Consider the following 26,137-nt stretch of genomic DNA (forward strand, 5'->3'; position numbering starts at 1 on the left):
TGAAATGTTCCGCAAACTGCTGGACCAGGGTCAGGCAGGCGAGAACTGTGGTGTTCTGCTGCGCGGTATCAAGCGTGAAGAGATCCAGCGTGGTCAGGTTCTGGCTAAGCCAGGCACCATCAAGCCACACACCCAGTTCGAGTCAGAAGTTTACGTTCTGTCTAAAGACGAAGGCGGCCGTCATACTCCGTTCTTCAAAGGCTACCGTCCACAGTTCTACTTCCGTACCACTGACGTAACCGGTTCAGTAGAGCTGCCAGAAGGCGTTGAGATGGTAATGCCAGGCGACAACATCAAAATGGTTGTTACCCTGATCCATCCAATCGCAATGGACGAAGGTCTGCGCTTCGCAATCCGCGAAGGCGGCCGTACCGTTGGCGCGGGCGTTGTTGCTAAAGTTATCGCGTAATAGCGATAATATTTGACGCAATGCACACGGAAAGGGCATCATTTGATGCCCTTTTTGTACGCTGTTAACCAGAACCTGGCTCATCAGTGATTTTCGATCATAATCATTGCTGAGACAGGCTCTGTATTACGGCGCTGGATACCGAGTTATGCCCAAAAGCGCATTCGGTTTGGATGCCTCGCTCTGCGGGGCAGAATAGTTTCTGAATTATTGTGGCAGGTTGGTTTATGAGTGCGAATACCGAAGCTCAAGGGAGCGGGCGCGGCCTGGAAGCGGTAAAGTGGGTAGTTGTGATCGCATTGCTGCTGGTAGCAATCGTCGGTAACTACCTGTATCGCGATGTGACACTGCCTTTACGCGCGCTGGCTGTCGTGGTGTTGATCGCTGCGGCGGGCGGCATTGCGTTGCTGACCACCAAAGGCAAAGCAACCGTGGCTTTTGCACGTGAAGCAAGAACCGAAATGCGTAAGGTCATCTGGCCAACTCGCCAGGAAACATTGCACACCACGTTAATCGTTGCCGCGGTCACTGCCGTGATGTCACTGATTTTGTGGGGGCTGGATGGTATTCTGGTCCGTCTGGTATCGTTTATCACTGGCCTGAGGTTCTGAGATGTCTGAAGCTCCAAAAAAACGCTGGTACGTCGTTCAGGCGTTTTCCGGTTTTGAAGCCCGCGTAGCCAAGTCGCTGCAAGAGCATATCAAACTGCACAACATGGAAGAACTGTTTGGCGAAGTCATGGTGCCGACTGAAGAAGTCGTGGAAATCCGTGGCGGCCAGCGTCGCAAAAGCGAACGCAAATTCTTCCCTGGTTACGTACTGGTCCAGATGGTGATGAATGACGCCAGCTGGCACTTAGTGCGCAGTGTACCGCGTGTAATGGGCTTCATTGGTGGTACCTCTGACCGTCCGGCACCGATCAGTGATAAAGAAGTGGATGCGATCATGAACCGCCTGCAGCAGGTGGGTGATAAGCCGCGTCCGAAAACGCTGTTCGAGCCAGGCGAGATGGTGCGTGTCAACGACGGCCCGTTTGCCGACTTCAACGGTGTGGTCGAAGAAGTGGATTACGAGAAGAGCCGCCTGAAGGTTTCTGTTTCTATCTTCGGCCGTGCAACGCCGGTTGAACTCGACTTTGCTCAGGTGGAGAAAGGCTAAGCCTTTTGTTCACTTTTTAGCTCTTGCGGAAGGCGCGAAATTTACCTATAATTTCGCGCCTTTTGTTTTTATGCGCTGGCAACAGCGTGTAAATCGTTATCACGGGGAGCCTGTTCGCCAGGCGCTATACCCAATAGAGGAAATATCATGGCCAAGAAAGTACAAGCCTACGTCAAGCTGCAGGTTGCAGCTGGTATGGCTAACCCGAGCCCACCAGTTGGTCCGGCTCTGGGTCAGCAGGGTGTTAACATCATGGAATTCTGTAAAGCGTTCAACGCCAAAACAGAATCACTGGAAAAGGGGCTGCCGACTCCAGTAGTTATCACCGTATACAGCGACCGTTCTTTCACCTTCGTTACCAAAACGCCTCCGGCTGCCGTTCTGCTGAAAAAAGCAGCAGGCATCAAGTCTGGTTCTGGTAAGCCGAACAAAGATAAAGTCGGTAAAGTAACTCGTGCTCAGGTACGTGAAATCGCAGAAACCAAAGCTGCGGACATGACTGGTGCTGACGTAGAAGCGATGACTCGCTCTATCGAAGGTACTGCTCGTTCCATGGGCCTGGTAGTGGAGGACTAAGAAATGGCTAAGCTGACCAAGCGCATGCGCGTGATCCGTGACAAAGTTGATGCGACTAAACAGTATGACATCAACGAAGCTGTTGCTCTGCTGAAAGAACTGGCTACCGCTAAATTCGTAGAGAGCGTGGACGTTGCTGTTAACCTCGGCATCGATGCACGTAAATCTGACCAGAACGTGCGCGGCGCGACCGTTCTGCCACACGGTACTGGTCGTTCAGTACGTGTTGCCGTCTTTACCCAGGGCGCAAACGCTGAAGCTGCTAAAGCAGCTGGCGCTGAGCTGGTAGGTATGGAAGACCTGGCTGATCAGATCAAGAAAGGCGAAATGAACTTTGACGTTGTTATTGCTTCTCCGGATGCAATGCGCGTTGTTGGCCAGCTGGGCCAGGTTCTGGGCCCACGTGGTCTGATGCCAAACCCGAAAGTTGGTACCGTAACTCCTAACGTTGCTGAAGCTGTGAAAAACGCTAAAGCGGGTCAGGTTCGTTACCGTAACGACAAAAACGGCATCATCCACACCACCATTGGTAAAGTGGACTTCGATGCTGACAAACTGAAAGAAAACCTGGAATCTCTGCTGGTTGCGCTGAAAAAAGCTAAACCTGCTCAGGCGAAAGGCGTGTACATCAAGAAAGTCAGCATCTCTACCACCATGGGCGCCGGCGTTGCCGTTGACCAGGCTGGTCTGAACGCAGCAGCAAACTAATTGCTGCTTGTAACGGGCGAAAAATTCATCTAGAATCTTACGCCCGTTGTTCTGGTTGATCCGTCAATTCAGAACCCAAATTCATAGTCGCGGAGTGCACAGGTCTAAACCCCTTGTCATTCAGCGACTAAGGTTGGAGCCAGGCCTGATCCTGGCCTCCGTCCAAGACCGCAGGAGCAGAACCTCTTCGGAAGTGATGCTTAATATCCTGCGTAGACGGTGACAGAACCAAAAAGAATTTTTTCTTCACTGGATTCTGCTCACCGTGTAACGCGCTTACGGCCTTCGGGTGTGTAAGTGAAGTGAGTTCCGGGAAATTTTCCCGGTCAAATCCAGGAGCAAAGCTAATGGCATTAAATCTTCAAGGCAAACAAGCAATTGTTGCTGAAGTTAGCGAAGTAGCCAAAGGCGCGCTTTCAGCGGTTGTTGCGGATTCCCGTGGCGTTACCGTTGATAAAATGACTGAACTGCGTAAAGCAGGTCGTGAAGCTGGCGTCTACATGCGTGTTGTTCGTAACACCCTGCTGCGCCGCGTCGTTGAAGGTACTCCATTCGAGTGCCTGAAAGACACGTTTGTTGGTCCGACCCTGATTGCATACTCTATGGAACACCCGGGCGCTGCTGCTCGTCTGTTCAAAGAGTTCGCGAAAGCGAATGCAAACTTTGAGGTCAAAGCTGCAGCCTTTGAAGGTGAGCTGATCCCGGCGGCACAAATTGACCGTCTGGCAACGCTGCCGACTTACGAAGAAGCACTGGCACGTCTGATGTCGACCATGAAAGAAGCTGCTGCTGGCAAGCTGGTCCGCACTCTGGCTGCTGTTCGCGACGCGAAAGAAGCGGCTTAAGGCCAGATTCTTTTTCTTCGTACTTGCTAACGTATAAACTTTTACTGATTCTTAGGAACAATTGTCATGTCTATCACTAAAGATCAAATCCTGGAAGCCGTTGCAGCTATGTCCGTAATGGAAGTAGTTGAGCTGGTTTCTGCTATGGAAGAAAAATTCGGCGTTTCTGCTGCTGCTGCTGTAGCTGTTGCTGCTGGCCCGGCTGAAGCTGTTGAAGAGAAAACTGAATTCGACGTTATCCTGAAAGCTGCTGGCGCGAACAAAGTTGCTGTAATCAAAGCCGTTCGTGGCGCAACTGGTCTGGGCCTGAAAGAAGCTAAAGACCTGGTTGAAGCTGCTCCAGCTGCAATCAAAGAAGGCATCAGCAAAGACGACGCAGCTGCACTTGAAGCTGCTCTGAAAGAAGCTGGCGCTGAAGTTGAAGTTAAGTAAGACAACCCTCGGGTTGCAGTCTGCGTAAACAGACTGATGGCTGGTGACTTTTTGGTCACCAGCCTTTTTGCGCTACAGGGGAACGATGGCGTTTCGCACTGTTTGTCCATTGTTCCTCTTCAATATCTTTTTCTATCGACGACTTAATATACCGCTTTCCTGTGAGGGTTCCCTGCCTGCGCAACGGCGATGAAATGATTTAAGAGTGATAGAAAGATGTATTGCATGGGGTGCCGCGCATCGCATGAAAAACAAAATAGTGTTGCATGAACTGTCCCTTCAGGACGGACAGCGTGGGTCGACTTGTCAGCTAGCTGAGGAACCCTATGGTTTACTCCTATACCGAGAAAAAACGTATTCGTAAGGATTTTGGTAAACGTCCACAAGTACTGGATGTGCCTTATCTCCTTTCTATCCAGCTTGACTCGTTCCAGAAGTTTATCGAGCAAGATCCAGAAGGCCAGTACGGTCTGGAAGCAGCCTTCCGTTCCGTGTTCCCAATCGCGAGCTACAGCGGCAACTCTGAGTTGCAGTATGTCAGCTACCGTCTGGGTGAGCCGGTGTTTGACGTGACAGAATGTCAGATCCGTGGCGTGACGTACTCCGCACCGCTGCGCGTTAAACTGCGTCTGGTGATCTACGAGCGCGAAGCGCCGGAAGGCACCGTCAAAGACATCAAAGAACAAGAAGTGTACATGGGCGAAATTCCGCTCATGACCGACAACGGTACCTTTGTCATCAATGGTACTGAGCGTGTTATCGTTTCTCAGCTGCATCGTAGTCCTGGCGTATTCTTTGACAGCGATAAGGGTAAAACGCACTCTTCCGGTAAAGTGCTGTATAACGCACGTATTATCCCTTACCGCGGTTCATGGCTCGACTTCGAGTTTGACCCGAAAGACAACCTGTTCGTCCGTATTGACCGTCGTCGTAAGCTGCCGGCCAGTATCATCCTGCGCGCGCTGGATTACACCACTGAGCAGATTCTCGATCTGTTCTTCGAAAAAGTGGTGTTTGAAATCCGCGACAACAAGCTGCAGATGGAACTGGTGCCTGAGCGCCTGCGTGGTGAAACCGCCTCCTTCGATATCGAAGCCAACGGCACGGTCTACGTTGAGAAAGGTCGTCGCATTACTGCGCGCCACATCCGTCAGCTGGAAAAAGACAACATTCAGCACATCGAAGTGCCGGTCGAGTACATCGCGGGCAAAGTGGTCGCGAAAGATTACATCGATCTGAACACCGGTGAACTGATTGTGCCAGCGAACATGGAGCTGTCACTGGATCTGCTGGCGAAACTGAGCCAGTCCGGTCACAAGCGCATCGAAACCCTGTTCACCAACGACCTGGATCACGGCCCGTACATTTCTGAGACGCTGCGCGTTGACCCAACCAACGATCGCCTGAGCGCGCTGGTTGAGATCTACCGCATGATGCGTCCTGGCGAGCCGCCAACGCGTGAAGCCGCAGAAAACCTGTTCGAGAACCTGTTCTTCTCCGAAGATCGTTACGATCTGTCGGCCGTTGGCCGCATGAAGTTCAACCGTTCTCTGCTACGTGACGAGATCGAAGGTTCCGGTATCCTGAGCAAAGACGACATCATTGAAGTGATGAAGAAGCTCATCGGTATCCGTAACGGTATTGGCGAAGTGGATGATATCGACCACCTCGGCAACCGTCGTATCCGTTCCGTCGGCGAAATGGCGGAAAACCAGTTCCGCGTTGGCCTGGTGCGTGTAGAGCGCGCTGTGAAAGAGCGTCTGTCTCTGGGCGACCTCGACACGCTGATGCCACAGGACATGATCAACGCCAAGCCAATTTCGGCCGCGGTGAAAGAGTTCTTTGGTTCCAGCCAGCTGTCCCAGTTTATGGACCAGAACAACCCGCTGTCTGAGATTACGCACAAACGTCGTATCTCTGCTCTGGGCCCAGGCGGTCTGACCCGTGAACGCGCCGGCTTCGAAGTGCGTGACGTACACCCGACTCACTACGGTCGCGTATGTCCAATCGAAACCCCGGAAGGTCCGAACATCGGTCTGATCAACTCACTCTCTGTTTACGCGCAGACTAACGAATACGGCTTCCTCGAAACGCCGTACCGCCGCGTGGTTGACGGTAAAGTGAGTGATGAAATTCATTACCTCTCTGCTATCGAAGAGGGTAACTACGTTATCGCTCAGGCGAACACCAACCTCGCCGATGATGGCAGCTTTGTTGACGATCTCGTCACCTGCCGTAGCAAAGGTGAATCGAGCCTGTTCAGCCGCGATCAGGTTGACTACATGGACGTTTCCACCCAGCAGGTGGTTTCTGTCGGTGCGTCACTGATCCCGTTCCTGGAGCACGATGATGCTAACCGCGCCCTGATGGGTGCGAACATGCAACGTCAGGCTGTACCTACCCTGCGTGCTGACAAGCCGCTGGTTGGTACCGGTATGGAACGTGCTGTTGCGGTCGACTCCGGTGTAACTGCCGTCGCGAAACGTGGTGGTACCGTGCAGTACGTCGATGCGTCACGTATCGTTATCAAAGTTAACGAAGACGAGATGTATCCGGGCGAAGCAGGTATCGACATCTACAACCTGACCAAGTACACCCGTTCTAACCAGAACACCTGCATCAACCAGATGCCGTGTGTTTCTCTGGGTGAACCTATCGAGCGTGGCGACGTGCTGGCTGACGGCCCGTCTACCGACCTCGGTGAGCTGGCGCTGGGTCAGAACATGCGCGTGGCGTTCATGCCATGGAACGGTTACAACTTCGAAGACTCCATCCTCGTTTCTGAGCGTGTCGTACAGGAAGACCGTTTCACCACCATCCATATTCAGGAACTGGCTTGCGTGTCGCGTGACACCAAACTGGGGCCGGAAGAGATCACCGCTGACATCCCGAACGTGGGTGAAGCTGCGCTCTCCAAACTGGATGAATCCGGCATCGTGTATATCGGTGCGGAAGTGACCGGTGGCGACATTCTGGTAGGCAAGGTCACGCCGAAAGGTGAAACCCAGCTGACGCCAGAAGAGAAACTGCTGCGTGCAATCTTCGGTGAAAAAGCCTCTGACGTGAAAGACTCGTCACTGCGCGTGCCAAACGGCGTTTCCGGTACGGTTATCGACGTACAGGTCTTCACCCGCGATGGCGTGGAAAAAGACAAGCGCGCGCTGGAAATCGAAGAGATGCAGCTGAAGCAGGCGAAAAAAGACCTGTCTGAAGAACTGCAGATTCTCGAAGCGGGCCTGTTCAGCCGTATCCAGGCCGTCCTGATTTCAGGTGGCGTGGAAGCGGAGAAACTGGACAAGCTGCCACGTGAGCGCTGGCTGGAACTCGGTCTGACCGACGAAGAGAAGCAGAACGCGCTGGAGCAGCTGGCTGAGCAGTATGACGAGCTGAAGCACGAGTTTGAGAAGAAACTCGAAGCGAAGCGTCGCAAGATCACTCAGGGCGACGATCTGGCACCGGGCGTGCTGAAAATCGTCAAGGTGTATCTGGCCGTTAAGCGTCAGATTCAGCCTGGTGACAAAATGGCGGGTCGTCACGGTAACAAAGGTGTTATCTCGAAGATCAACCCAATCGAAGACATGCCATACGATGAGAACGGTACGCCGGTCGACATCGTACTGAACCCGCTGGGCGTACCATCGCGTATGAACATCGGTCAGATTCTGGAAACCCACCTGGGTATGGCGGCGAAAGGCATTGGTGAGAAGATCAATGCGATGCTGAAGAAGCAGGAAGAAGTCGCCAAACTGCGTGAGTTCATCCAGCGTGCTTACGATCTGGGCACCGATGTGCGTCAGAAAGTTGACCTGAACACCTTCTCGGACGACGAAGTGCTGCGTCTGGCAGAGAACCTGAAAAAAGGTATGCCAATCGCGACGCCAGTGTTCGACGGTGCGAAAGAGAGCGAAATCAAAGAGCTGCTGCAGCTCGGCGGTCTGCCTTCTTCCGGTCAGATCACCCTGTTCGACGGCCGTACCGGTGAGCAGTTTGAGCGTCAGGTAACCGTAGGTTACATGTACATGCTGAAACTGAACCACCTGGTCGACGACAAGATGCACGCCCGTTCTACCGGCTCTTACAGCCTGGTTACGCAGCAGCCGCTGGGTGGTAAGGCGCAGTTCGGTGGTCAGCGCTTCGGTGAGATGGAAGTGTGGGCACTGGAAGCATACGGTGCCGCGTATACCCTGCAGGAAATGCTTACCGTTAAGTCTGATGACGTCAACGGCCGTACCAAGATGTATAAAAACATCGTTGACGGCAACCATCAGATGGAACCGGGCATGCCGGAATCCTTCAACGTACTGTTGAAAGAGATTCGCTCGCTGGGTATCAACATCGAGCTGGAAGACGAGTAAGCACTCGCAAGTACTGGTTATGGGACGCGCCTGGCGCGTCCCTGAGAGTTCCACTCCGACGGGAGCTAATCCGTGAAAGACTTACTTAAGTTTCTGAAAGCGCAAACTAAAACCGAAGAGTTTGATGCGATCAAAATTGCGCTGGCCTCGCCAGACATGATCCGTTCCTGGTCTTTCGGTGAAGTTAAAAAGCCGGAAACCATTAACTACCGTACCTTCAAGCCGGAGCGTGACGGTCTTTTCTGTGCCCGTATTTTCGGACCGGTAAAAGATTACGAATGCCTGTGCGGTAAGTACAAGCGTCTGAAACACCGTGGCGTGATCTGTGAGAAGTGTGGCGTAGAAGTCACGCAGACCAAAGTGCGTCGTGAGCGTATGGGCCACATCGAGCTGGCTTCGCCGACCGCGCACATCTGGTTCCTGAAATCACTGCCATCCCGCATCGGTTTGCTGCTGGATATGCCGCTGCGTGACATCGAGCGCGTGCTGTACTTCGAATCTTATGTTGTGGTCGAAGGCGGCATGACCAACCTGGAAAAACGTCAGATTCTGACCGAAGAGCAGTACCTTGACGCGCTGGAAGAGTTCGGTGACGAATTCGACGCGAAGATGGGTGCGGAAGCTATCCAGGCGCTGCTGAAAAATATGGATCTGGAGCAGGAGTGCGAGCAGCTGCGTGAAGAGCTGAACGAAACCAACTCTGAGACCAAACGTAAAAAGCTGACCAAGCGTATCAAGCTGCTGGAAGCGTTCGTGCAGTCTGGCAACAAGCCAGAGTGGATGATCCTGACCGTTCTGCCGGTACTGCCGCCAGATCTGCGTCCGCTGGTACCGCTGGACGGCGGTCGTTTCGCTACGTCGGATCTGAACGATCTGTATCGTCGCGTGATCAACCGTAACAACCGTCTGAAGCGTCTGCTGGATCTGGCTGCGCCAGATATCATCGTACGTAACGAAAAACGTATGCTGCAGGAAGCGGTAGATGCCCTGCTGGATAACGGCCGTCGCGGTCGTGCCATCACCGGCTCTAACAAACGTCCTCTGAAATCTTTGGCCGACATGATCAAAGGTAAGCAGGGTCGTTTCCGTCAGAACCTGCTGGGTAAACGTGTTGACTACTCCGGTCGTTCGGTTATCACCGTAGGTCCATACCTGCGTCTGCATCAGTGCGGTCTGCCGAAGAAAATGGCACTGGAGCTGTTCAAACCGTTCATCTACGGCAAGCTGGAACTGCGTGGCCTCGCGACCACCATTAAAGCGGCCAAGAAAATGGTTGAGCGCGAAGAAGCGGTGGTCTGGGATATCCTGGATGAAGTGATTCGCGAACACCCGGTACTGCTGAACCGTGCACCAACCCTGCACCGTCTGGGTATCCAGGCGTTTGAACCGGTTCTGATCGAAGGTAAAGCGATCCAGCTGCACCCGCTGGTGTGTGCGGCGTATAACGCCGACTTCGATGGTGACCAGATGGCTGTTCACGTACCGCTGACGCTGGAAGCCCAGCTGGAAGCGCGTGCGCTGATGATGTCTACCAACAACATTCTGTCTCCAGCGAACGGCGAGCCAATCATCGTTCCTTCACAGGACGTTGTTCTGGGTCTGTACTACATGACCCGTGACAAAGTGAACGCCAAAGGCGAAGGCATGGTGTTGACCGGCCCGAAAGAAGCTGAGCGTGTTTACCGCGCTGGCCAGGCCGAGCTGCATGCACGCGTTAAAGTGCGTATCACTGAATACAGCAAAAATGAGCAGGAAGAGCTCGTTGCGAAAACCAGCCTGATCGACACCACCATTGGTCGTGCGATCCTGTGGATGATCGTACCGAAAGGTCTGCCTTACTCCATCGTCAACCAGGCGCTGGGTAAGAAAGCGATCTCTAAGATGCTGAACACCTGTTACCGCATCCTGGGCCTGAAGCCGACCGTTATCTTTGCTGACCAGACCATGTACACCGGCTTTGCCTATGCAGCCCGTTCAGGTGCCTCAGTCGGTATCGACGACATGGTGATTCCTGCCAAGAAAGCAGAAATCATTGCAGAAGCCGAAGCGGAAGTGGCCGAGATCCAGGAGCAGTTCCAGTCTGGTCTGGTTACCGCGGGCGAACGTTACAACAAAGTCATCGATATCTGGGCTGCGGCTAACGAACGCGTATCCAAAGCGATGATGGATAACCTGCAGACCGAAACCGTGATCAACCGTCACGGCGAAGAAGAGCAGCAGGTTTCGTTCAACAGCATCTACATGATGGCCGACTCCGGTGCGCGTGGTTCTGCGGCACAGATTCGTCAGCTGGCAGGTATGCGTGGTCTGATGGCGAAGCCAGATGGCTCCATCATCGAGACGCCGATCACCGCGAACTTCCGTGAAGGTCTGAACGTACTCCAGTACTTCATCTCGACCCACGGTGCGCGTAAAGGTCTGGCCGATACCGCACTGAAAACGGCGAACTCCGGTTACCTGACCCGTCGTCTGGTTGACGTGGCGCAGGACCTGGTAGTCACCGAAGACGACTGTGGCACATTCGAAGGCATCATGATGACCCCGGTCATCGAAGGTGGCGACGTTAAAGAGCCGCTGCGTGAGCGTGTACTGGGTCGTGTGACGGCAGAAGACGTGCTGAAGCCGGGCACTGCGGACATCCTGATTCCGCGTAACACCCTGATCGATGAGCACTGGTGTGACGTGGTTGAACTGAACTCCGTGGACGCGATTAAAGTGCGTTCCGTGGTGAGCTGTGAAACCGACTTCGGTGTGTGTGCACACTGCTACGGTCGCGATCTGGCACGTGGTCACATCATCAACAAAGGTGAGGCCATCGGCGTTATCGCAGCACAGTCCATCGGTGAGCCGGGTACCCAGCTGACCATGCGTACCTTCCACATCGGTGGTGCGGCATCGCGTGCGGCAGCTGAATCCAGCATTCAGGTGAAGAACAAAGGTACTATCAAGCTGACCAACGCCAAGTCAGTAACCAACTCCTCCGGGAAACTGGTTATTGTCTCGCGTAACGTTGAGCTGAAGATGATCGACGAGTTCGGTCGTACCAAAGAGAGCTATAAAGTGCCTTACGGTGCGGTCATGGCGAAAGGTGATGGCGAGCAGGTTGCCGCGGGCGAAACCGTTGCAAACTGGGATCCACACACCATGCCGGTTATCACCGAAGTGGGCGGTTTCATCCGCTTCACTGACATGATCGACGGTCAGACCATTACCCGTCAGACTGACGACCTCACCGGTCTGTCATCGCTGGTGGTGCTGGATTCTGCAGAGCGTACTGCGGGTGGTAAAGACCTGCGTCCGGCACTGAAAATCGTTGATGCCAACGGTAACGACGTACTGATCCCGGGCACTGACATGCCGGCACAGTACTTCCTGCCAGGTAAAGCGATTGTGCAGCTGGAAGATGGCGTGAAGATCAGCTCGGGTGATACCCTGGCGCGTGTTCCGCAGGAATCTGGCGGTACCAAGGACATCACCGGTGGTCTGCCACGCGTTGCCGACCTGTTCGAAGCGCGTCGTCCGAAAGAGCCAGCTATCCTGGCGGAGATCAGCGGTATCATCTCCTTCGGTAAAGAGACCAAAGGCAAGCGTCGTCTGGTGATCACCCCGGTTGACGGTAGCGATCCGTATGAAGAGATGATTCCGAAATGGCGTCAGCTCAACGTATTCGAAGGTGAACGTGTAGAACGTGGTGACGTCGTATCCGACGGCCCAGAGTCTCCGCACGACATCCTGCGTCTGCGTGGCGTCCATGCTGTGACCCGTTACATCACCAACGAAGTGCAGGAAGTTTACCGCCTGCAGGGCGTTAAGATTAACGATAAGCACATCGAAGTCATCGTGCGTCAGATGCTGCGTAAAGCAACCATCATGAACGCGGGTAGCTCGGAGTTCCTGGAAGGCGAGCAGGCGGAAGTCTCTCGTATCAAGATCTCCAACCGCGATCTGGAAGCGAACGGCAAAATCGGCGCGACGTACATGCGTGACCTGCTGGGTATCACCAAAGCCTCGCTGGCTACCGAATCGTTCATCTCTGCGGCATCGTTCCAGGAGACCACCCGTGTCCTGACCGAAGCAGCGGTAGCAGGCAAGCGCGACGAACTGCGCGGCCTGAAAGAGAACGTTATCGTGGGTCGTCTGATCCCGGCCGGTACCGGTTATGCTTACCACCAGGATCGTATGCGTCGCCGTCAGGCGGGTGAAGCACCGGTTGCACCGCAGGTGACTGCGGATGAAGCCTCTGCCAGCCTCGCTGAGCTGCTGAACGCCGGTCTGGGCGGTAGCGACGACGAATAATCGTCTGCTCTGCTGACCATGAAAAAACCCTGCCTCGGCAGGGTTTTTTTTCGTCTGAAATCCGCGTTATTTCTGATTGATATCCTGACGCGTCAGCCCGATGTCACGTAGCTGCGCATCACTCAGGTGCGAAAGAATCTCCCGCGTTTCCCGTCTGGCCTGCCAGCGTTTGATCGCGCGCACGCCGCCACGAAAGATATCGAGTAAGGTCACGCTGAACGGTTTTGCCGCCCGGTTCTGATCGAATTCCATAATCCCAGCCCTCAGTATGATGTCTGAGCAACATTTTCCCTCTGATGGCGAATGCAATACAGATTAAAAAATCACTTATCTTTAACATACAGATTGCGCCCGTACCGATCTGAATGGTAGAAATAGGCGTCATCTGTACTGATTTTTGATCACCGTTAACGCAGCGAGGCACACAATGACGCGCTATCAACATCTGGCCTGTCTGCTTTCAGACCGTATTGAGCAGGGGCTGTATCGCAGCGGCGAACGCTTGCCCTCGGTGCGTACGCTCAGCATTGAGCACGGTGTCAGCATCAGCACCGTGCAGCAGGCTTATCATCTGCTGGAAGAGAAGCAGCTTATCGTGCCGCAGCCGCGTTCCGGCTATTTTGTCGCTACCCGCAAAGCCACGCCGCCGGTGCCCGCGATGACCCGACCCGTACAGCGTCCGGTTGAGATCACCCAGTGGGAATCGGTGCTGGAGCTGCTGAGCAGCCGCATTAATGGCGACGTGCTGCAGCTGGGCAGCGGCATGCCGGACCTGACCCAGCCGACGCTCAAGCCGCTGTGGAAAATCATGGGCCGCATGGCGCAGAAGCAGGACATGGATCAGCTCAACTATGACAGCCTGCTCGGCGTGGCAGCGCTGCGTGAGCAGATTGCGCGGCTGACGATTGACAGCGGCTGTCAGCTGACGGCGGAAGAAATTGTCATCACCACCGGTTGCCATGAAGCCCTGTCGGTGTCGATTCGCGCCGTGTGCGAGCCAGGCGATATCATTGCCGTTGAGTCGCCGGCGTTTCACGGCACCATGCAGACACTGCGCGGTCTGGGCATCCGCGCCATTGAAATCCCTACCGATGCGGTCAGCGGGATCAGCCTTGAGGCGCTGGAGCTGGCGTTTGAGCAGTGGCCAATCAAAGCGGTGGTGGTGGTACCCAACTGTAATAATCCGCTTGGATTTATCATGCCGGAAGCGCGTAAGCGCGCGCTGCTGACGCTGGCGCAGCGCTTTGACGCGGCGATCATTGAAGATGATGTCTATGGCGAGCTGGCGTGGGAGTATCCGCGTCCGATCACCATCAAATCGCTGGATATGGATGGCCGCGTGCTGCTGTGCAGTTCGTTTTCCAAAACCCTGGCGCCCGGCTTGCGCGTGGGCTGGGTCGCGCCGGGACGCTATCGCGATCGCGTACTGCACATGAAATATATTGGCACCGGTTCGACGGCAACGCAGCCGCAGTATGCGGTCGCGGAGTTTATTCGTCAGGGCCATTACCTGCCGCATTTGCGCCGCATGCGCCAGGTGTATCAGCGTAACTATGAGACGTTTAGCTGCTGGGTGCGCCACTATTTTCCCTGCGGCATTTGCGTCTCGCGGCCGCAGGGCAGTTTCCTGATGTGGATTGAGCTGCCGGAAGCTTTCGATGCGGTGCGGCTGAATGCGGAGCTGCGGGAGCTGAAAATCCAGGTGGCGGTCGGTTCGCTGTTTTCGGCGGCGGGTAAATATCGCAACTGCCTGCGCCTCAATTATGGTCTGCCAATGAATGAGCAAACCGAGCAGGCGATTGCCAGCCTCGGCGCAGCCGTGGAGCGTGCCATGCAGGCCTGCAGTGCGGAAACGCGCCATATCACCTCCCTGACAGAATAACGGTGGAAAGGCAGGGCCGGACAGAGAGTCGGGGAAGCCAGCCCTGGCCCGCTGCAAGCGACAGCGGGCAGGCTCACTTTAGCGATTGTCCCCGGACGTGCCAGTCCTGACTGCTGCCGTTTGCGCGCCGTATTCGCGGATTTTTAGCGCCGTTGCAGTCAGTTACAACGCTTTTGCGACATGCTCTGGGGATTCTACCAGCGCCAGCAGCTGGCGGGTGGCCGCCTGCCAGTCTTCCGCCTGGGTAATCGCGCTGACCACGGCAATGCTGCCGACGCCGGTCGCCAGCACCTCCGGCACGCGTGCCAGCGAAATGCCGCCAATCGCCACGGTGGGAATATGCTGCAGCCGCGCCAGATGGCGCTTCAGCTCGGCAATGCCCTGCGGCGCAGAGGGCATCTCTTTGGTTTGTGTCGGAAAGATGTGGCCGAGCGCAATATAGGACGGACGCAGCGCCAGTGCGCGATCCAGCTCGGCGTCATCGTGTGTCGACAGACCCAGGCGTAAGCCGGCGTGGCGGATAGCGTCCAGGTCGGCCACATCCAGATCCTCCTGACCGAGATGCACACCATAGGCGTTGTACTTAATCGCTAAGCGCCAGTAATCGTTGATAAACAGCCGCGCACCGTACTGTTTGCCCAGGGCGATGGCATCACGTACTGCGGCTTCGATCTGGCGATCATCGCCATCTTTGATGCGCAGCTGGAGGGTGCGCACGCCGGCTGCCAGCAGGCGTTCAATCCACAACACGCTGTCGACAACCGGATAGAGTCCCAGTTTTGGCGCGGTGGCAGGGAAGGCTTCAGTCATCATTTTTCCTCTTTCAGGGCATCGGCGGCGTGATACAGCTCGCCGCCACGGCTACGGAAGGCATCGGACATTTGCGCCATCCCCAGCGCTATCGGCTGGGCTTCAGCCTGCTGGCGGGCGGCAAATTCGCGCACTTCCTGGGTGATTTTCATTGAACAGAATTTGGGGCCGCACATGGAACAGAAGTGGGCCACTTTGCCGGATTCCTGCGGCAGGGTTTCGTCGTGATAGGCCCGCGCGGTATGCGGATCGAGCGCCAGATTAAACTGATCTTCCCAGCGGAACTCGAAGCGAGCTTTCGACATGGCGTTGTCGCGGATCTGCGCGCCGGGATGGCCTTTAGCCAGATCGGCAGCGTGCGCTGCGATCTTGTAGGTAATCAGCCCCTGCTTAACATCCTCTTTATTCGGCAGGCCAAGGTGCTCTTTCGGCGTGACGTAGCACAGCATCGCGCAGCCAAACCAGCCGATCATGGCGGCGCCAATCCCGGAGGTGAAATGATCGTAGCCCGGCGCGATATCGGTCGTCAGCGGGCCCAGCGTATAAAACGGCGCTTCATGGCAGTGTTCCAGCTGCTCGGTCATATTGCGGCGGATCATCTGCATCGGCACGTGACCGGGGCCTTCAATCATGACCTGCACATCATATTGCCAGGCGATTTGCGTCAGCTCGCCTAAGGTACGCAGTTCGGCAAACTGGGCTTCGTCGTTGGCGTCCTGAATCGAGCCGGGACGTAAACCATCACCGAGCGACAGCGCGACATCATAGGCGGCGCAGATTTCACAGATTTCGCGGAAATGCTGGTAGAGGAAGTTTTCCTGATGATGTGACAGGCACCACTTCGCCATGATTGAGCCGCCGCGCGACACGATCCCGGTCAGCCGTTGTGCGGTCATCGGCACATAGCGCAGCAGCACGCCCGCGTGAATGGTGAAGTAATCAACGCCCTGCTCAGCCTGTTCCAGCAGGGTATCGCGGAAAATGTCCCAGTTAAGATCTTCTGCAATACCGTTGACCTTTTCCAGCGCCTGATAGATCGGCACCGTGCCGATCGGCACCGGACTGTTGCGCAAAATCCACTCGCGCGTTTCATGGATATAGCGGCCGGTCGACAGATCCATCACGGTATCTGCCCCCCAGCGCGTGGCCCACACCAGTTTTTCCACTTCCTCTTCAATCGACGAACTTACCGCCGAGTTGCCGATGTTGGCGTTGACCTTCACCAGAAAATTGCGGCCAATAATCATCGGCTCCGATTCCGGGTGATTGATGTTGGCAGGAATGATGGCGCGGCCGCTGGCCACTTCAGCGCGCACGAATTCGGCGCTGATATTCTCCGGCAGCTGCGCGCCAAAGCCGTGGCCGGCGTGCTGCTGCAACAGCGTTGCACTGCGGATACGCTCACGGCCCATGTTTTCGCGCAGCGCGATGAACTCCATCTCCGGCGTGATAATGCCCTGACGCGCATAGTGCAGCTGCGTGACGCGGCGACCCGCTTTGGCCCGGCGCGGCTGCGGCAGGTGTTCAAAACGCAGATGATCCAGCCCGTCATCTGCCAGCCGCTGCTGACTGTAGCTTGAGCTGAGTGCGCTGATGGTTTCGCTGTCGTTGCGTTCGGCAATCCAGCCGGCGCGCAATTTTGCCAGACCCTGATGCACATTGATGGTCGCGTGGGGATCGCCATAGGCACCGGCGGTGTCATACACCGGCACCGGTTCATTTTCTGCGTATTGCGGATGATCTTTGCTGCCGCCGGTGTGCGTCGGGCTGAGCTGAATTTCGCGCATCGGGACGCGGATATCCGCGCGGCTGCCGCTGATCCAGATCCGTTTTGAGTTAGGGAAGGCGGTTCCCTGGAGCGAATCGATAAATTTTTGCGCCTGCGCGCGTTGTTCACGACGTGAGGTTTTAGCATCAGACATAGCAAGTTTCCTGAAAACAAGGGGAAGCTGCTTGTCCGGAGTCCGGAAGGAGTAACAGAAACGGTGCGGGCGCCTGACTGCACCGTGCTGATCACATCTACTCTTGTTCCCTTCGCAGGTACTAACCTGATCAGGTTCCGCGGATCCCGAATTAACGGTCTCAGCCCCTAAGGGCACTCCGACAAGTTTACGTTTTACGCGATAAGCGACTTTACTGACTGTTGCACGCTGCGCTTATATCGCAAAGTTTGATTGTGGATTGTCGTTTAAAAAGACAATAAAAAAGCCCATTCAGCATAAAAGGGCTTTTCCTGAATAACAAGTCTTTTACAACTGCAGCGGTTCAGGCCGGACGAGCAATGGTGCTGTCATTGGCCACCGGCGGGCGCGCCAGCTGGTTATCCCAGGCGAGCTGAATCAGTTTGTCTTCCAGCGTAAAGCGTGACTCCAGCGCTTCGCCCACTTCTGACAGCGCCTGCTGGAAATCCACGCAGTTGTCGTCATTAATGGCCTGCTGCAGATGGCTGTCATACAGTTGCATCAGACGTTCAGTATTGCCTTCCAGCGCCGGATAGATCTGCGCCGCCGCAATCATCGGGCTGTCGCCGGACATCTCGCTGATGATGCGCTCGTAAACGCTGAAGTGGCCGGTAGAGAGATAGTCCACCAGACGATGGCAAAACGCATCCAGCGCCTGTTCATCCAGCGCGGTCAGCGCTTCTTTGTTCGGCTTCATGCCAATTAACTCGTAATAGGTGACGAGCAGCTGTCGACGGGCGCGCAACCATGAGTCGACTAATTCATTACCGCCACCTACACGCTCGGTCAGGTTATCTAACTGGGTAAGCATACGGGGCTCCAGGTGAGTTATAGTTGTTTATTACACACTTAACATCAGGATTTCAGCGTGCCATTTGACGCTAAGGACAACGATTAAGATGCAACGTGAGATCTCAAGCGTAGACGCTGGCTGGTGGATTGTCAGCTCCGCGCAGAAACTTTGGTTGCCGCAAGGCGAGTTGCCGCATGGCTTATCCGGCGAGTTTGGCCTGACCGGCAGCAGCGGCAGAGTGATTGGCGAGTGGCAGGGCGAAAACGTCTGGCTGGTATGCGAAGCGCGTCCGGACAATATGGCCTCGGTGCGCCAGCTGATTGACGAAGATGTCGGTCTGTTTCAGCTCGCCGGGCGCGGCGTGCAGCTGGCAGAGTTCTACCGTTCGCATCGCTGGTGCGGCTATTGCGGCCATGAAATGCAGCACAGCAAGCGCGAATTTGCCTGCCTGTGCAGCCACTGCCGCGAGCGCTACTATCCGCAAATCGCCCCCTGCATCATTGTGGCGATTCGTCGCGGTGAGGAGATCCTGCTGGCAAACCATGCGCGCCATCGCAACAGCATCTACACCGTGCTGGCCGGTTTTGTCGAAGTCGGCGAAACGCTGGAGCAGGCGGTGGCCCGCGAGGTGATGGAAGAGAGCAACGTGCGGGTAAAAAATGTGCGTTACGTGACCTCGCAGCCGTGGCCGTTCCCGCACTCGCTGATGATGGCATTCATGGCGGAGTACGATGGCGGCGAGCTGCAGCACGATGGTAAAGAGCTGCTGGATGCTGGCTGGTATCGCTACGACGATCTGCCCCTGTTGCCGCCGCCGGGCACCGTGGCGCGCCGGCTGATTGAAGATACGGTTGCGCTGTGTCGCGCCAGCGCGGCGTGAAAATGCTACACTGCCGGCCTTAGCATGAGAGAGCCCATTATGAGTGAACTGAAGAACGATCGTTATCTGCGCGCCCTGTTACGCCAGCCGGTGGATATCACCCCGGTATGGATGATGCGACAAGCCGGGCGTTACCTGCCGGAATACAAAGCCACGCGCGCTGAAGCCGGTGATTTTATGTCGCTGTGTAAGAACGCGGAGCTGGCGTGCGAAGTCACCCTGCAGCCGCTGCGCCGCTATGCGCTGGATGCCGCGATCCTCTTCAGCGATATCCTGACCATTCCGGATGCGATGGGCCTGGGACTCTACTTTGAGACCGGCGAAGGCCCGCGTTTCTCCCACCCCATCGCCTGCCGTGCCGATGTGGATAAACTGCCGGTGCCGGATCCGGAGCAGGAGCTGGGTTACGTGATGAATGCGGTGCGCACCATCCGTCACAACCTCAAAGGCGAAGTGCCGCTGATCGGTTTCTCCGGCAGCCCGTGGACGCTGGCAACCTACATGGTAGAAGGCGGCAGCAGCAAGGCTTTCACCAAAATCAAGAAGATGATGTACGCCGAGCCGCAGACGCTGCACGCGCTGCTGGATAAGCTGGCAGAGAGCGTGATCCTTTACCTCAACGCGCAGATTAAAGCGGGTGCGCAGTCGGTGATGGTGTTTGATACCTGGGGCGGCGTGCTGACCGGGCGCGACTATCGCGAGTTCTCGCTCTATTACATGCACAAAATCGTCGACAGCGTGCTGCATGAGAACGAAGGACGACGCGTGCCCATCACCCTGTTTACCAAGGGCGGCGGCCAGTGGCTGGAAGAGATGGCGGCCACCGGCTGTGATGCGCTGGGCCTTGACTGGACCACCGATATTGGCGAAGCGCGGCGCCGCGTGGGCGATAAAGTCGCGCTGCAGGGCAACATGGATCCGTCTATGCTGTATGCACCCCCTGCACGAATTGAGCAGGAAGTGGCGGGGATTCTGGAAGGCTTTGGCGCAGGCGAAGGCCACGTCTTCAACCTCGGTCACGGGATTCATCAGGATGTTCCGCCAGAGCACGCTGGCGCGTTTGTGGAGGCGGTGCATCGGTTATCACGACCATATCATCAGGGATAAGCATGGATTTAGCCGCACTACGACAGCAACAGGTACAGCTCGCCGCCAGCGTGGTGCGGCAGGATGATTTTGACGTACTGCCGCCGCGCTTTATTGGCGGCGCCGATGTCGGTTTTGAACAGGGCGGCGAGGTAACGCGCGCCGCCCTGGTGATCCTCGAATACCCTTCATTAACGCTGGTGGAGCATCGCATCGCGCGTGTCGCGACCACCATGCCTTACATCCCCGGTTTTCTCTCGTTTCGCGAAATTCCAGCCCTGCAGGCGGCGTGGCAGCAATTGTCGCAGCGGCCCGATCTGCTGTTCGTCGATGGCCATGGCATCTCTCATCCGCGCCGGCTGGGCGTTGCTGCGCATTTCGGCTCGCTGCTGGATGTGCCAACCATCGGCGTAGCGAAAAAGCGCCTGTGCGGCCGTTTCGCTGAGCTGGATGCGGCACCGGGCAGTCGTCAGCCGCTGATGGATAAAGGCGAGCAGATTGCCTGGGTGTGGCGCAGCAAGACGCGCTGCAACCCGCTGTTTGTCTCAACCGGCCACCGCGTCAGCCTCGACAGCGCACTGCACTGGGTTGAAGCCTGCATGGCCGGCTACCGCTTGCCGGAGCCAACGCGCTGGGCCGATGCCGTGGCGTCTGGCCGTCCCGCTTTTGTGAAGTGGCAAAATGCGCGCTAACGCTGTTTGTGTGCGGCTTTTGCGGTACACTGCCGCCAGCTAATCTACCGAGAGTAAGTTTGATGTTACAGAACCCCGTCCATTTGCGTCTGGCGAAGCTGGAAAGCTGGCAGCACATGACCTTTATGGCCTGTCTGTGCGAGCGGATGTTCCCCAATTACTGGGCCTTCTGTCAGCAGACCGAGTTTGCCGATCCGCAGCTCTATCGCCGCATTCTCGACCTGGTGTGGGAAAGCCTGACGGTGAAGGATGCCAAAATCAATTTCGACAGCCAGCTGGAGAAACTGGAAGCGGCGATCCCAAACGGTGACGACTTTGACGTTTACGGTGTGCACCCGGCAATTGACGCCTGCGTGGCGCTGAGTGAACTCCTGCACGCGCAGCTGAGCGGTGAAACGCTGGAGCACGCCATCGAAGTCAGCCGCACGTCGATCACCACCGTGGCCATCCTCGAAATGACCCAGGCCGGTCGCGAAATGAGCGACGAAGAGCTGCGTGACAACCAGGCGGTAATTGACGAATGGGACCTGCAGTGGGAGATTTTTCGCCTGCTGGCAGAGTGCGAAGAACGGGACCTGGAGCTAATCAAAGGGCTACGTGCAGACCTGCGTGAAGCCGGAATCAGTAACATCGGTATAATTTTTCAGCAATAAGGCGAGAAAACGTGACTTCAGGCCCGAATTACCGCGCCTGGAGGCTTCACATCAGCCCCCTGTCTGGTCTACATTTGGGGGGCTGAAAATTGTGGCTATCGGTGCGTGCAGGCTGAAGAGTGCCAGAATATGGCTTTTCCCTCGCACTCGTTGCTTAGCAAGCGATAAATACACTTTAAGGATAACTTATGAACAAGACTCAACTGATTGATGTGATCGCAGAGAAAGCGGACCTGTCTAAAACCCAGGCTAAAGCTGCGCTGGAATCTACCCTGGCTGCGATCACTGAGTCTCTGAAAGAAGGTGATGCTGTACAACTGGTTGGTTTTGGTACTTTTAAAGTGAACCACCGCGCTGAGCGTACCGGTCGCAACCCGCAGACTGGCAAAGAGATCAAAATCGCTGCAGCTAACGTGCCAGCGTTCGTCTCTGGTAAAGCACTGAAAGACGCTGTTAAGTAAGTTTTCCGCATCGCGGTTTAGCTTTAAAAGAGGGGCGATTTCGCCCCTTTTTGTTACCGGGGCCTGCTATGCTGAACATCTCTCCTCAGCGCCTCTGCGCCATCCTCCTCGGGGTATTACTCACCGGCTGCAGTACCACTCCCGATCTTCCGGCTTTCACCGCCAGCGGCTATCTGTCTGACCGTGGCACGGTGCGAATCTGGCGTAAAAACGGCGACCACGAAGCCGTCCATCTGCGTACTGTCTACACCCCTTTCAATGGCGATAGCCGGGAAACCACCGACTATATCTGGCAGGCGGATAAACTGCTGAGCGTGGAACGGCACGTCACTGGCCAGCAGCCGGACGACGTAACCCTGCGTTTCGACCATCAGGGCAACCTCAATTTTATGCAGCGACAGCTGGCTGGCCGGCGTGAAGCCGTCAGCGCCGACAGCGTCGAGCTGTACCGGTTTGATGCGCAGCGCATGCTGGCGCAGAGCAATGCACTGCTGAGTGGCCGGGTACTGTTGCGGCAGGGGCACTGGCAGGGCGGTACGCAGGTTCGTGACTGTGAGGGGCAGCAGGTGAATGTGGCGTTCGATCGCGACACGCTGGCAACGCTGTATCGACAGCAGCAGGGGCAGCAAAAGCCGATTACCCTGTCGTGGCTGGAAGCGCCAGAGGGGATTCAGCTGCTGCGTGCCACGCCGGAAGATGAGTGCCGCTGGCAGCCGAAAGAGGCCGATTTTTAGCGGCGACCAGCTGGCCGCCGCCGGGGGCTTACTTGCGGTTAATCGCGCGGTAACCGATATCATTACGGCAGAAGCTGCCGTTCCATGAGATGTGCTGCGCCAGCGCGTAGGCATTCTTCTGCGCTGCCGCCACATCTTCACCCAGCGCAGTCACGCACAGTACGCGACCGCCGCTGGTCACCACCAGATCATCTTTCAGGGTGGTGCCGGCATGGAATACCTTCCCGTCCGGTACGTCTTCCAGCGGCAGACCGTGGATCTGATCGCCCGTGTTATAGTCGCCCGGATAACCGCCAGCGGCCAGCACCACGCCGAGTGACGGGCGCGGATCCCACTGTGACTGCTGCTGATCGAGCTTGCCGTCGACGGCGGCGAGGCACAGCGCGACCAGATCCGACTGCAGGCGCAGCATGATCGGCTGCGTTTCCGGATCGCCGAAGCGGCAGTTAAATTCGATCACCTTCGGCTGACCGGCTTTGTCGATCATCAGACCGGCATACAGGAAACCGGTGTAGGTGTTACCTTCCGCTTTCATGCCGTTGACGGTTGGCCAGATGATCTGATCCATCACGCGCTGGTGGATCTCATCGGTCACTACCGGTGCCGGTGAGTAAGCGCCCATGCCACCGGTGTTCGGGCCGGTGTCGCCGTCGCCAACACGTTTGTGATCCTGGCTGGTGGCCATTGGCAGGACGTTATCGCCGTCCACCATCACGATGAAGCTGGCTTCCTCACCATCAAGAAACTCTTCGATGACGATGCGGTGACCTGCGTCGCCAAATGCATTGCCGGCCAGCATGTCCTGCACCGCCGCTTCCGCTTCGGCCAGCGTCATGGCGACGATGACGCCTTTACCCGCGGCCAGACCGTCCGCTTTGATGACGATCGGCGCGCCTTTCTCACGCAGGTAAGCCAGCGCCGGTTCCACCTCGGTGAAGTTCTGGTATTCCGCCGTCGGGATCTGCTGGCGGGCAAGGAAATCTTTGGTGAAGGCTTTTGAGCCCTCCAGCTGCGCGGCCGCCTGCGTCGGGCCAAAGATTTTCAGGCCGGCAGCGCGAAACGCATCGACTACGCCAATCACCAGCGGCGCTTCCGGTCCGACGATGGTCAGGTCGATGTTTTCCTGCTGCGCAAACGCCAGCAGTGCCGGAATATCGGTGGCGCTGATGGCCACGTTCTGCAGGGCCGGCTCCAGCGCGGTACCGGCGTTGCCTGGCGCAACAAATACGGTTTCTGCCAGCGGCGACTGTGCTGCTTTCCACGCCAGCGCGTGTTCACGTCCACCATTACCAATCACTAAAATTTTCATCGTTACGGCTCCAGGCTATTAATGGCGGAAATGACGCATGTCAGTGAAGATCATCGCGATGCCGTGCTCGTCGGCGGCAGCAATCACTTCATCATCGCGGATGGAACCGCCCGGCTGGATCACACAGGTGATGCCCACTGCCGCCGCAGCATCAATGCCGTCGCGGAACGGGAAGAAGGCGTCGGAAGCCATGGCGGAACCCTTCACCTCCAGTCCTTCGTCAGCGGCTTTGATGCCGGCAATTTTGGCAGAGTAAACGCGGCTCATCTGGCCCGCGCCAATACCTATCGTCATGTTGTCGCGTGCATACACAATGGCGTTGGATTTAACGAACTTCGCCACTTTCCAGCAGAACAGCGCGTCACGCAGTTCCTGTTCGGTCGGCTGACGTTGGCTGACAACGCGCAGCTGGCTGGCATCGACCATACCGAGATCGCGATCCTGAACCAGCAGGCCACCGTTGACGCGTTTGAAGTCGAGACCGGCCACGCGGCTCTGCCACTGACCGCACACCAGAACGCGGACGTTCTGTTTGGCTGCGGTCACGCGCAGTGCCGCTTCACTGGCCGATGGCGCAATAATGACTTCCACGAACTGACGGCTGATGATCGCCTGCGCGGTCGCTTCATCCAGCTCGCGGTTAAAGGCGATGATGCCGCCGAACGCCGAGGTCGGATCGGTTTTATAAGCGCGCTCGTAGGCGGCAAGAATTGAATCGCCTGCGGCGACGCCGCATGGGTTAGCGTGCTTGACGATAACGCAGGCTGGCTCGCTGAACTCCTTGACGCACTCCAGAGCCGCATCGGTATCGGCAATATTGTTATAGGACAGCGCTTTGCCCTGCAGCTGCTGTGCGGTGGCGACCGACGCTTCGCTGACTTGCTCTTCAATATAGAAAGCAGCGTCCTGATGGCTGTTCTCGCCGTAACGCATATCCTGCTTTTTAATAAAGTTGAGGTTCAGGGTGCGCGGGAAGCGGCCGGCCGGCGCGGTGCTTTCGCCGTGATAGGCCGGTACCAGGCTGCCAAAGTAGTTGGCAATCATGCTGTCGTAAGCGGCGGTGTGTTCGAAGGCTTTGATGGCCAGATCGAAACGGGTTTCCAGCGTCAGGGAGTTTTCGTTGGCATCGAGCTCCGCGATGATCGCGTCGTAGTCACTGCTCTTCACCACGATCGCCACGTCTTTGTGGTTCTTGGCTGCCGAGCGCACCATGGTGGGGCCGCCGATATCAATGTTTTCAACGGCATCTTCCAGGCTGCAGTCAGCTTTCGCCACGGTCTGGGCAAAGGGATAGAGGTTCACCACCACCATGTCGATAGGATTGATGGCGTGCTCGGCCATGATGGCATCATCGGTACCGCGACGGCCCAGAATGCCACCGTGCACTTTTGGGTGCAGCGTTTTGACGCGTCCATCCATCATTTCCGGGAAACCGGTGTAGTCAGAAACTTCCGTGACGGGCAGGCCGGCATCTGCCAGCAGGCGTGCGGTGCCACCTGTGGAGAGCAGCTCAACACCACGATGGGAGAGGGCCTGAGCAAATTCGAGGATACCGGCTTTGTCAGAGACACTGAGCAGAGCGCGGCGTACAGGACGACGTTGTTGCATGGTGGTTTTATCCCTTGGCTTTGTTTCGCGTAAATAAGAGCGTTACATCAGGCTTAACTTTCTCTCTCTATATATAGAAGAGAACATTTACCTCAGGTAACGCCCCAAAAGGGGCATCCTTGACGTCGCGGGGCATTGTAGCGAAAACGTTTGCGCGATGCTCGCCTAAATTTATTACCGGCTGCAGATGTGGATAACTTTGTGTGTAACCGGGTATAAGGCGGGGTTTTGCTGTGGAATGCAGCGAACGATTGTTTTTATTGAATTTAGCGGTTGCGCGTGCCGAACAACTCCCTATAATGCGCCTCCATCGACACGGCACAACGACTTACGGAATGCGGTGTAGACAGGAAGCTTCGTTAAGAACTTCCGCCGGAGAAAAACGCTGAAAAAAGTGTTTGACTCTGAAGGAGGAAAGCGTAATATACGCCACCTCGCGACAGCAGGCCGAACGCCGCGTCGCACCGCTCTTTAACAATTTATCAGACA

21 protein-coding genes, 1 pseudogene and 1 riboswitch are annotated in these 26,137 nt (G+C 56.2%); of the genes and pseudogenes, 16 read left to right on the forward strand and 6 right to left on the reverse strand.

The features are described from left to right. The 9 genes and pseudogenes from CBW22_RS20235 to rpoC all read left to right on the forward strand — a co-directional run. Positions 1 to 409: pseudogene (locus tag CBW22_RS20235) on the forward strand (EF-Tu/IF-2/RF-3 family GTPase); the annotation flags it as partial. A 227-nt stretch (positions 410 to 636) separates the two neighbouring features. Further along, on the forward strand, positions 637 to 1,020 hold the full coding sequence (gene secE / locus CBW22_RS20240; RefSeq protein ID WP_021508209.1) for a preprotein translocase subunit SecE: 384 nt from the start codon (positions 637 to 639) through the stop codon (positions 1,018 to 1,020). Between the two features lies 1 nt (position 1,021). Beyond that, entirely contained in the window at positions 1,022 to 1,567 is a 546-nt protein-coding gene (gene nusG / locus CBW22_RS20245) for a transcription termination/antitermination protein NusG (RefSeq protein WP_010616908.1), read from the forward strand. 147 nt (positions 1,568 to 1,714) lie between these two features. Further along, positions 1,715 to 2,143 carry a 50S ribosomal protein L11 gene (gene rplK, locus CBW22_RS20250; RefSeq protein ID WP_013507401.1) on the forward strand — a complete coding sequence of 143 codons (429 nt, stop codon included), beginning with the start codon at positions 1,715 to 1,717 and terminating at the stop codon, positions 2,141 to 2,143. 3 nt (positions 2,144 to 2,146) lie between these two features. After that, a complete protein-coding gene (rplA, locus tag CBW22_RS20255; RefSeq protein WP_021508208.1) occupies positions 2,147 to 2,851 on the forward strand; it encodes a 50S ribosomal protein L1 in 705 nt (234 codons plus the stop codon). 347 nt (positions 2,852 to 3,198) lie between these two features. After that, positions 3,199 to 3,696: a 50S ribosomal protein L10 gene (rplJ, locus tag CBW22_RS20260; RefSeq protein ID WP_021508207.1), complete on the forward strand. Its 498-nt coding sequence runs from the start codon at positions 3,199 to 3,201 to the stop codon at positions 3,694 to 3,696. Between the two features lie 66 nt (positions 3,697 to 3,762). Continuing rightward, positions 3,763 to 4,128, forward strand: a complete 366-nt coding sequence (gene rplL / locus CBW22_RS20265) for a 50S ribosomal protein L7/L12 (RefSeq protein WP_021508206.1) — start codon at positions 3,763 to 3,765, stop codon at positions 4,126 to 4,128. A 326-nt stretch (positions 4,129 to 4,454) separates the two neighbouring features. Continuing rightward, positions 4,455 to 8,483 (forward strand): DNA-directed RNA polymerase subunit beta, encoded by a 4,029-nt coding sequence (rpoB, locus tag CBW22_RS20270; RefSeq protein ID WP_021508205.1) that lies wholly within the window; start codon positions 4,455 to 4,457, stop codon positions 8,481 to 8,483. Positions 8,484 to 8,555: 72 nt separating this feature from the next. Then, complete coding sequence (gene rpoC, locus CBW22_RS20275; RefSeq protein ID WP_021508204.1) at positions 8,556 to 12,779, forward strand: DNA-directed RNA polymerase subunit beta'; 4,224 nt, start codon at positions 8,556 to 8,558, stop codon at positions 12,777 to 12,779. A gap of 66 nt (positions 12,780 to 12,845) precedes the next feature. Here the strand turns inward: rpoC and CBW22_RS20280 are convergent, their stop codons facing one another. Then, on the reverse strand, positions 12,846 to 13,031 hold the full coding sequence (locus CBW22_RS20280) for a DUF1127 domain-containing protein (protein WP_058769981.1): 186 nt from the start codon (positions 13,029 to 13,031) through the stop codon (positions 12,846 to 12,848). A gap of 175 nt (positions 13,032 to 13,206) precedes the next feature. Between CBW22_RS20280 and CBW22_RS20285 the strand changes: the two genes are divergently transcribed. Continuing rightward, positions 13,207 to 14,661, forward strand: a complete 1,455-nt coding sequence (locus tag CBW22_RS20285; RefSeq protein ID WP_058769980.1) for an aminotransferase-like domain-containing protein — start codon at positions 13,207 to 13,209, stop codon at positions 14,659 to 14,661. A 162-nt stretch (positions 14,662 to 14,823) separates the two neighbouring features. Here CBW22_RS20285 and thiE read toward each other — a convergent pair whose 3' ends face one another. The 3 genes from thiE to CBW22_RS20300 all read right to left on the reverse strand — a co-directional run bounded on the left by thiE (position 14,824) and on the right by CBW22_RS20300 (position 18,243). Further along, positions 14,824 to 15,471: a thiamine phosphate synthase gene (gene thiE / locus CBW22_RS20290; RefSeq protein ID WP_021508201.1), complete on the reverse strand. Its 648-nt coding sequence runs from the start codon at positions 15,469 to 15,471 to the stop codon at positions 14,824 to 14,826. Then, complete coding sequence (gene thiC, locus CBW22_RS20295; protein ID WP_088517690.1) at positions 15,471 to 17,393, reverse strand: phosphomethylpyrimidine synthase ThiC; 1,923 nt, start codon at positions 17,391 to 17,393, stop codon at positions 15,471 to 15,473. The genes thiE and thiC overlap by 1 nt, the downstream gene beginning before the upstream one ends. 90 nt (positions 17,394 to 17,483) lie before the next feature. Continuing rightward, a riboswitch (TPP riboswitch) is annotated at positions 17,484 to 17,584 on the reverse strand. 152 nt (positions 17,585 to 17,736) lie between these two features. Continuing rightward, positions 17,737 to 18,243: an Rsd/AlgQ family anti-sigma factor gene (locus tag CBW22_RS20300; protein WP_021508199.1), complete on the reverse strand. Its 507-nt coding sequence runs from the start codon at positions 18,241 to 18,243 to the stop codon at positions 17,737 to 17,739. 88 nt (positions 18,244 to 18,331) lie between these two features. On the opposite strand from CBW22_RS20300, the gene nudC reads away from it, so the two are divergent. The 6 genes from nudC (at position 18,332) to CBW22_RS20330 (ending at position 22,731) form a co-directional block, all read left to right on the forward strand. Then, entirely contained in the window at positions 18,332 to 19,105 is a 774-nt protein-coding gene (gene nudC, locus CBW22_RS20305) for an NAD(+) diphosphatase (RefSeq protein WP_021508198.1), read from the forward strand. 39 nt (positions 19,106 to 19,144) lie between these two features. Then, on the forward strand, positions 19,145 to 20,212 hold the full coding sequence (gene hemE, locus CBW22_RS20310) for a uroporphyrinogen decarboxylase (RefSeq protein ID WP_058769978.1): 1,068 nt from the start codon (positions 19,145 to 19,147) through the stop codon (positions 20,210 to 20,212). A gap of 2 nt (positions 20,213 to 20,214) precedes the next feature. Beyond that, positions 20,215 to 20,883 (forward strand): deoxyribonuclease V, encoded by a 669-nt coding sequence (gene nfi / locus CBW22_RS20315; RefSeq protein ID WP_058781855.1) that lies wholly within the window; start codon positions 20,215 to 20,217, stop codon positions 20,881 to 20,883. Between the two features lie 62 nt (positions 20,884 to 20,945). Beyond that, entirely contained in the window at positions 20,946 to 21,536 is a 591-nt protein-coding gene (locus CBW22_RS20320; protein ID WP_031279834.1) for a YjaG family protein, read from the forward strand. Between the two features lie 188 nt (positions 21,537 to 21,724). Continuing rightward, positions 21,725 to 21,997 carry a nucleoid-associated protein HU-alpha gene (hupA, locus tag CBW22_RS20325; protein WP_006121511.1) on the forward strand — a complete coding sequence of 91 codons (273 nt, stop codon included), beginning with the start codon at positions 21,725 to 21,727 and terminating at the stop codon, positions 21,995 to 21,997. A 68-nt stretch (positions 21,998 to 22,065) separates the two neighbouring features. Continuing rightward, on the forward strand, positions 22,066 to 22,731 hold the full coding sequence (locus CBW22_RS20330) for a DUF1481 domain-containing protein (RefSeq protein ID WP_088517691.1): 666 nt from the start codon (positions 22,066 to 22,068) through the stop codon (positions 22,729 to 22,731). Between the two features lie 28 nt (positions 22,732 to 22,759). Here CBW22_RS20330 and purD read toward each other — a convergent pair whose 3' ends face one another. Next, positions 22,760 to 24,040, reverse strand: a complete 1,281-nt coding sequence (gene purD / locus CBW22_RS20335; protein ID WP_021508193.1) for a phosphoribosylamine--glycine ligase — start codon at positions 24,038 to 24,040, stop codon at positions 22,760 to 22,762. A gap of 18 nt (positions 24,041 to 24,058) precedes the next feature. After that, positions 24,059 to 25,648 carry a bifunctional phosphoribosylaminoimidazolecarboxamide formyltransferase/IMP cyclohydrolase gene (purH, locus tag CBW22_RS20340; RefSeq protein WP_021508192.1) on the reverse strand — a complete coding sequence of 530 codons (1,590 nt, stop codon included), beginning with the start codon at positions 25,646 to 25,648 and terminating at the stop codon, positions 24,059 to 24,061. Positions 25,649 to 26,137: the final 489 nt, after the last annotated feature.

Source organism: Pantoea sp. VS1 (assembly GCF_002207995.1).
Lineage (GTDB): Bacteria > Pseudomonadota > Gammaproteobacteria > Enterobacterales > Enterobacteriaceae > Pantoea > Pantoea dispersa.

Coding starts and splice junctions, on each gene's coding strand:
- secE (WP_021508209.1), top strand. CDS start 637: ATGAGTGCGAATACCGAAGCTCAAGGGAGCGGGCGCGGCCTGGAAGCG.
- nusG (WP_010616908.1), top strand. CDS start 1,022: ATGTCTGAAGCTCCAAAAAAACGCTGGTACGTCGTTCAGGCGTTTTCC.
- nudC (WP_021508198.1), top strand. CDS start 18,332: ATGCAACGTGAGATCTCAAGCGTAGACGCTGGCTGGTGGATTGTCAGC.
- nfi (WP_058781855.1), top strand. CDS start 20,215: ATGGATTTAGCCGCACTACGACAGCAACAGGTACAGCTCGCCGCCAGC.
- rplJ (WP_021508207.1), top strand. CDS start 3,199: ATGGCATTAAATCTTCAAGGCAAACAAGCAATTGTTGCTGAAGTTAGC.
- rplA (WP_021508208.1), top strand. CDS start 2,147: ATGGCTAAGCTGACCAAGCGCATGCGCGTGATCCGTGACAAAGTTGAT.
- thiC (WP_088517690.1), bottom strand. CDS start 17,393: ATGTCTGATGCTAAAACCTCACGTCGTGAACAACGCGCGCAGGCGCAA.
- hemE (WP_058769978.1), top strand. CDS start 19,145: ATGAGTGAACTGAAGAACGATCGTTATCTGCGCGCCCTGTTACGCCAG.
- CBW22_RS20280 (WP_058769981.1), bottom strand. CDS start 13,031: ATGGAATTCGATCAGAACCGGGCGGCAAAACCGTTCAGCGTGACCTTA.
- rplK (WP_013507401.1), top strand. CDS start 1,715: ATGGCCAAGAAAGTACAAGCCTACGTCAAGCTGCAGGTTGCAGCTGGT.
- hupA (WP_006121511.1), top strand. CDS start 21,725: ATGAACAAGACTCAACTGATTGATGTGATCGCAGAGAAAGCGGACCTG.
- CBW22_RS20330 (WP_088517691.1), top strand. CDS start 22,066: ATGCTGAACATCTCTCCTCAGCGCCTCTGCGCCATCCTCCTCGGGGTA.
- CBW22_RS20300 (WP_021508199.1), bottom strand. CDS start 18,243: ATGCTTACCCAGTTAGATAACCTGACCGAGCGTGTAGGTGGCGGTAAT.
- CBW22_RS20285 (WP_058769980.1), top strand. CDS start 13,207: ATGACGCGCTATCAACATCTGGCCTGTCTGCTTTCAGACCGTATTGAG.
- purH (WP_021508192.1), bottom strand. CDS start 25,648: ATGCAACAACGTCGTCCTGTACGCCGCGCTCTGCTCAGTGTCTCTGAC.
- CBW22_RS20320 (WP_031279834.1), top strand. CDS start 20,946: ATGTTACAGAACCCCGTCCATTTGCGTCTGGCGAAGCTGGAAAGCTGG.
- rpoB (WP_021508205.1), top strand. CDS start 4,455: ATGGTTTACTCCTATACCGAGAAAAAACGTATTCGTAAGGATTTTGGT.
- purD (WP_021508193.1), bottom strand. CDS start 24,040: ATGAAAATTTTAGTGATTGGTAATGGTGGACGTGAACACGCGCTGGCG.
- thiE (WP_021508201.1), bottom strand. CDS start 15,471: ATGACTGAAGCCTTCCCTGCCACCGCGCCAAAACTGGGACTCTATCCG.
- rplL (WP_021508206.1), top strand. CDS start 3,763: ATGTCTATCACTAAAGATCAAATCCTGGAAGCCGTTGCAGCTATGTCC.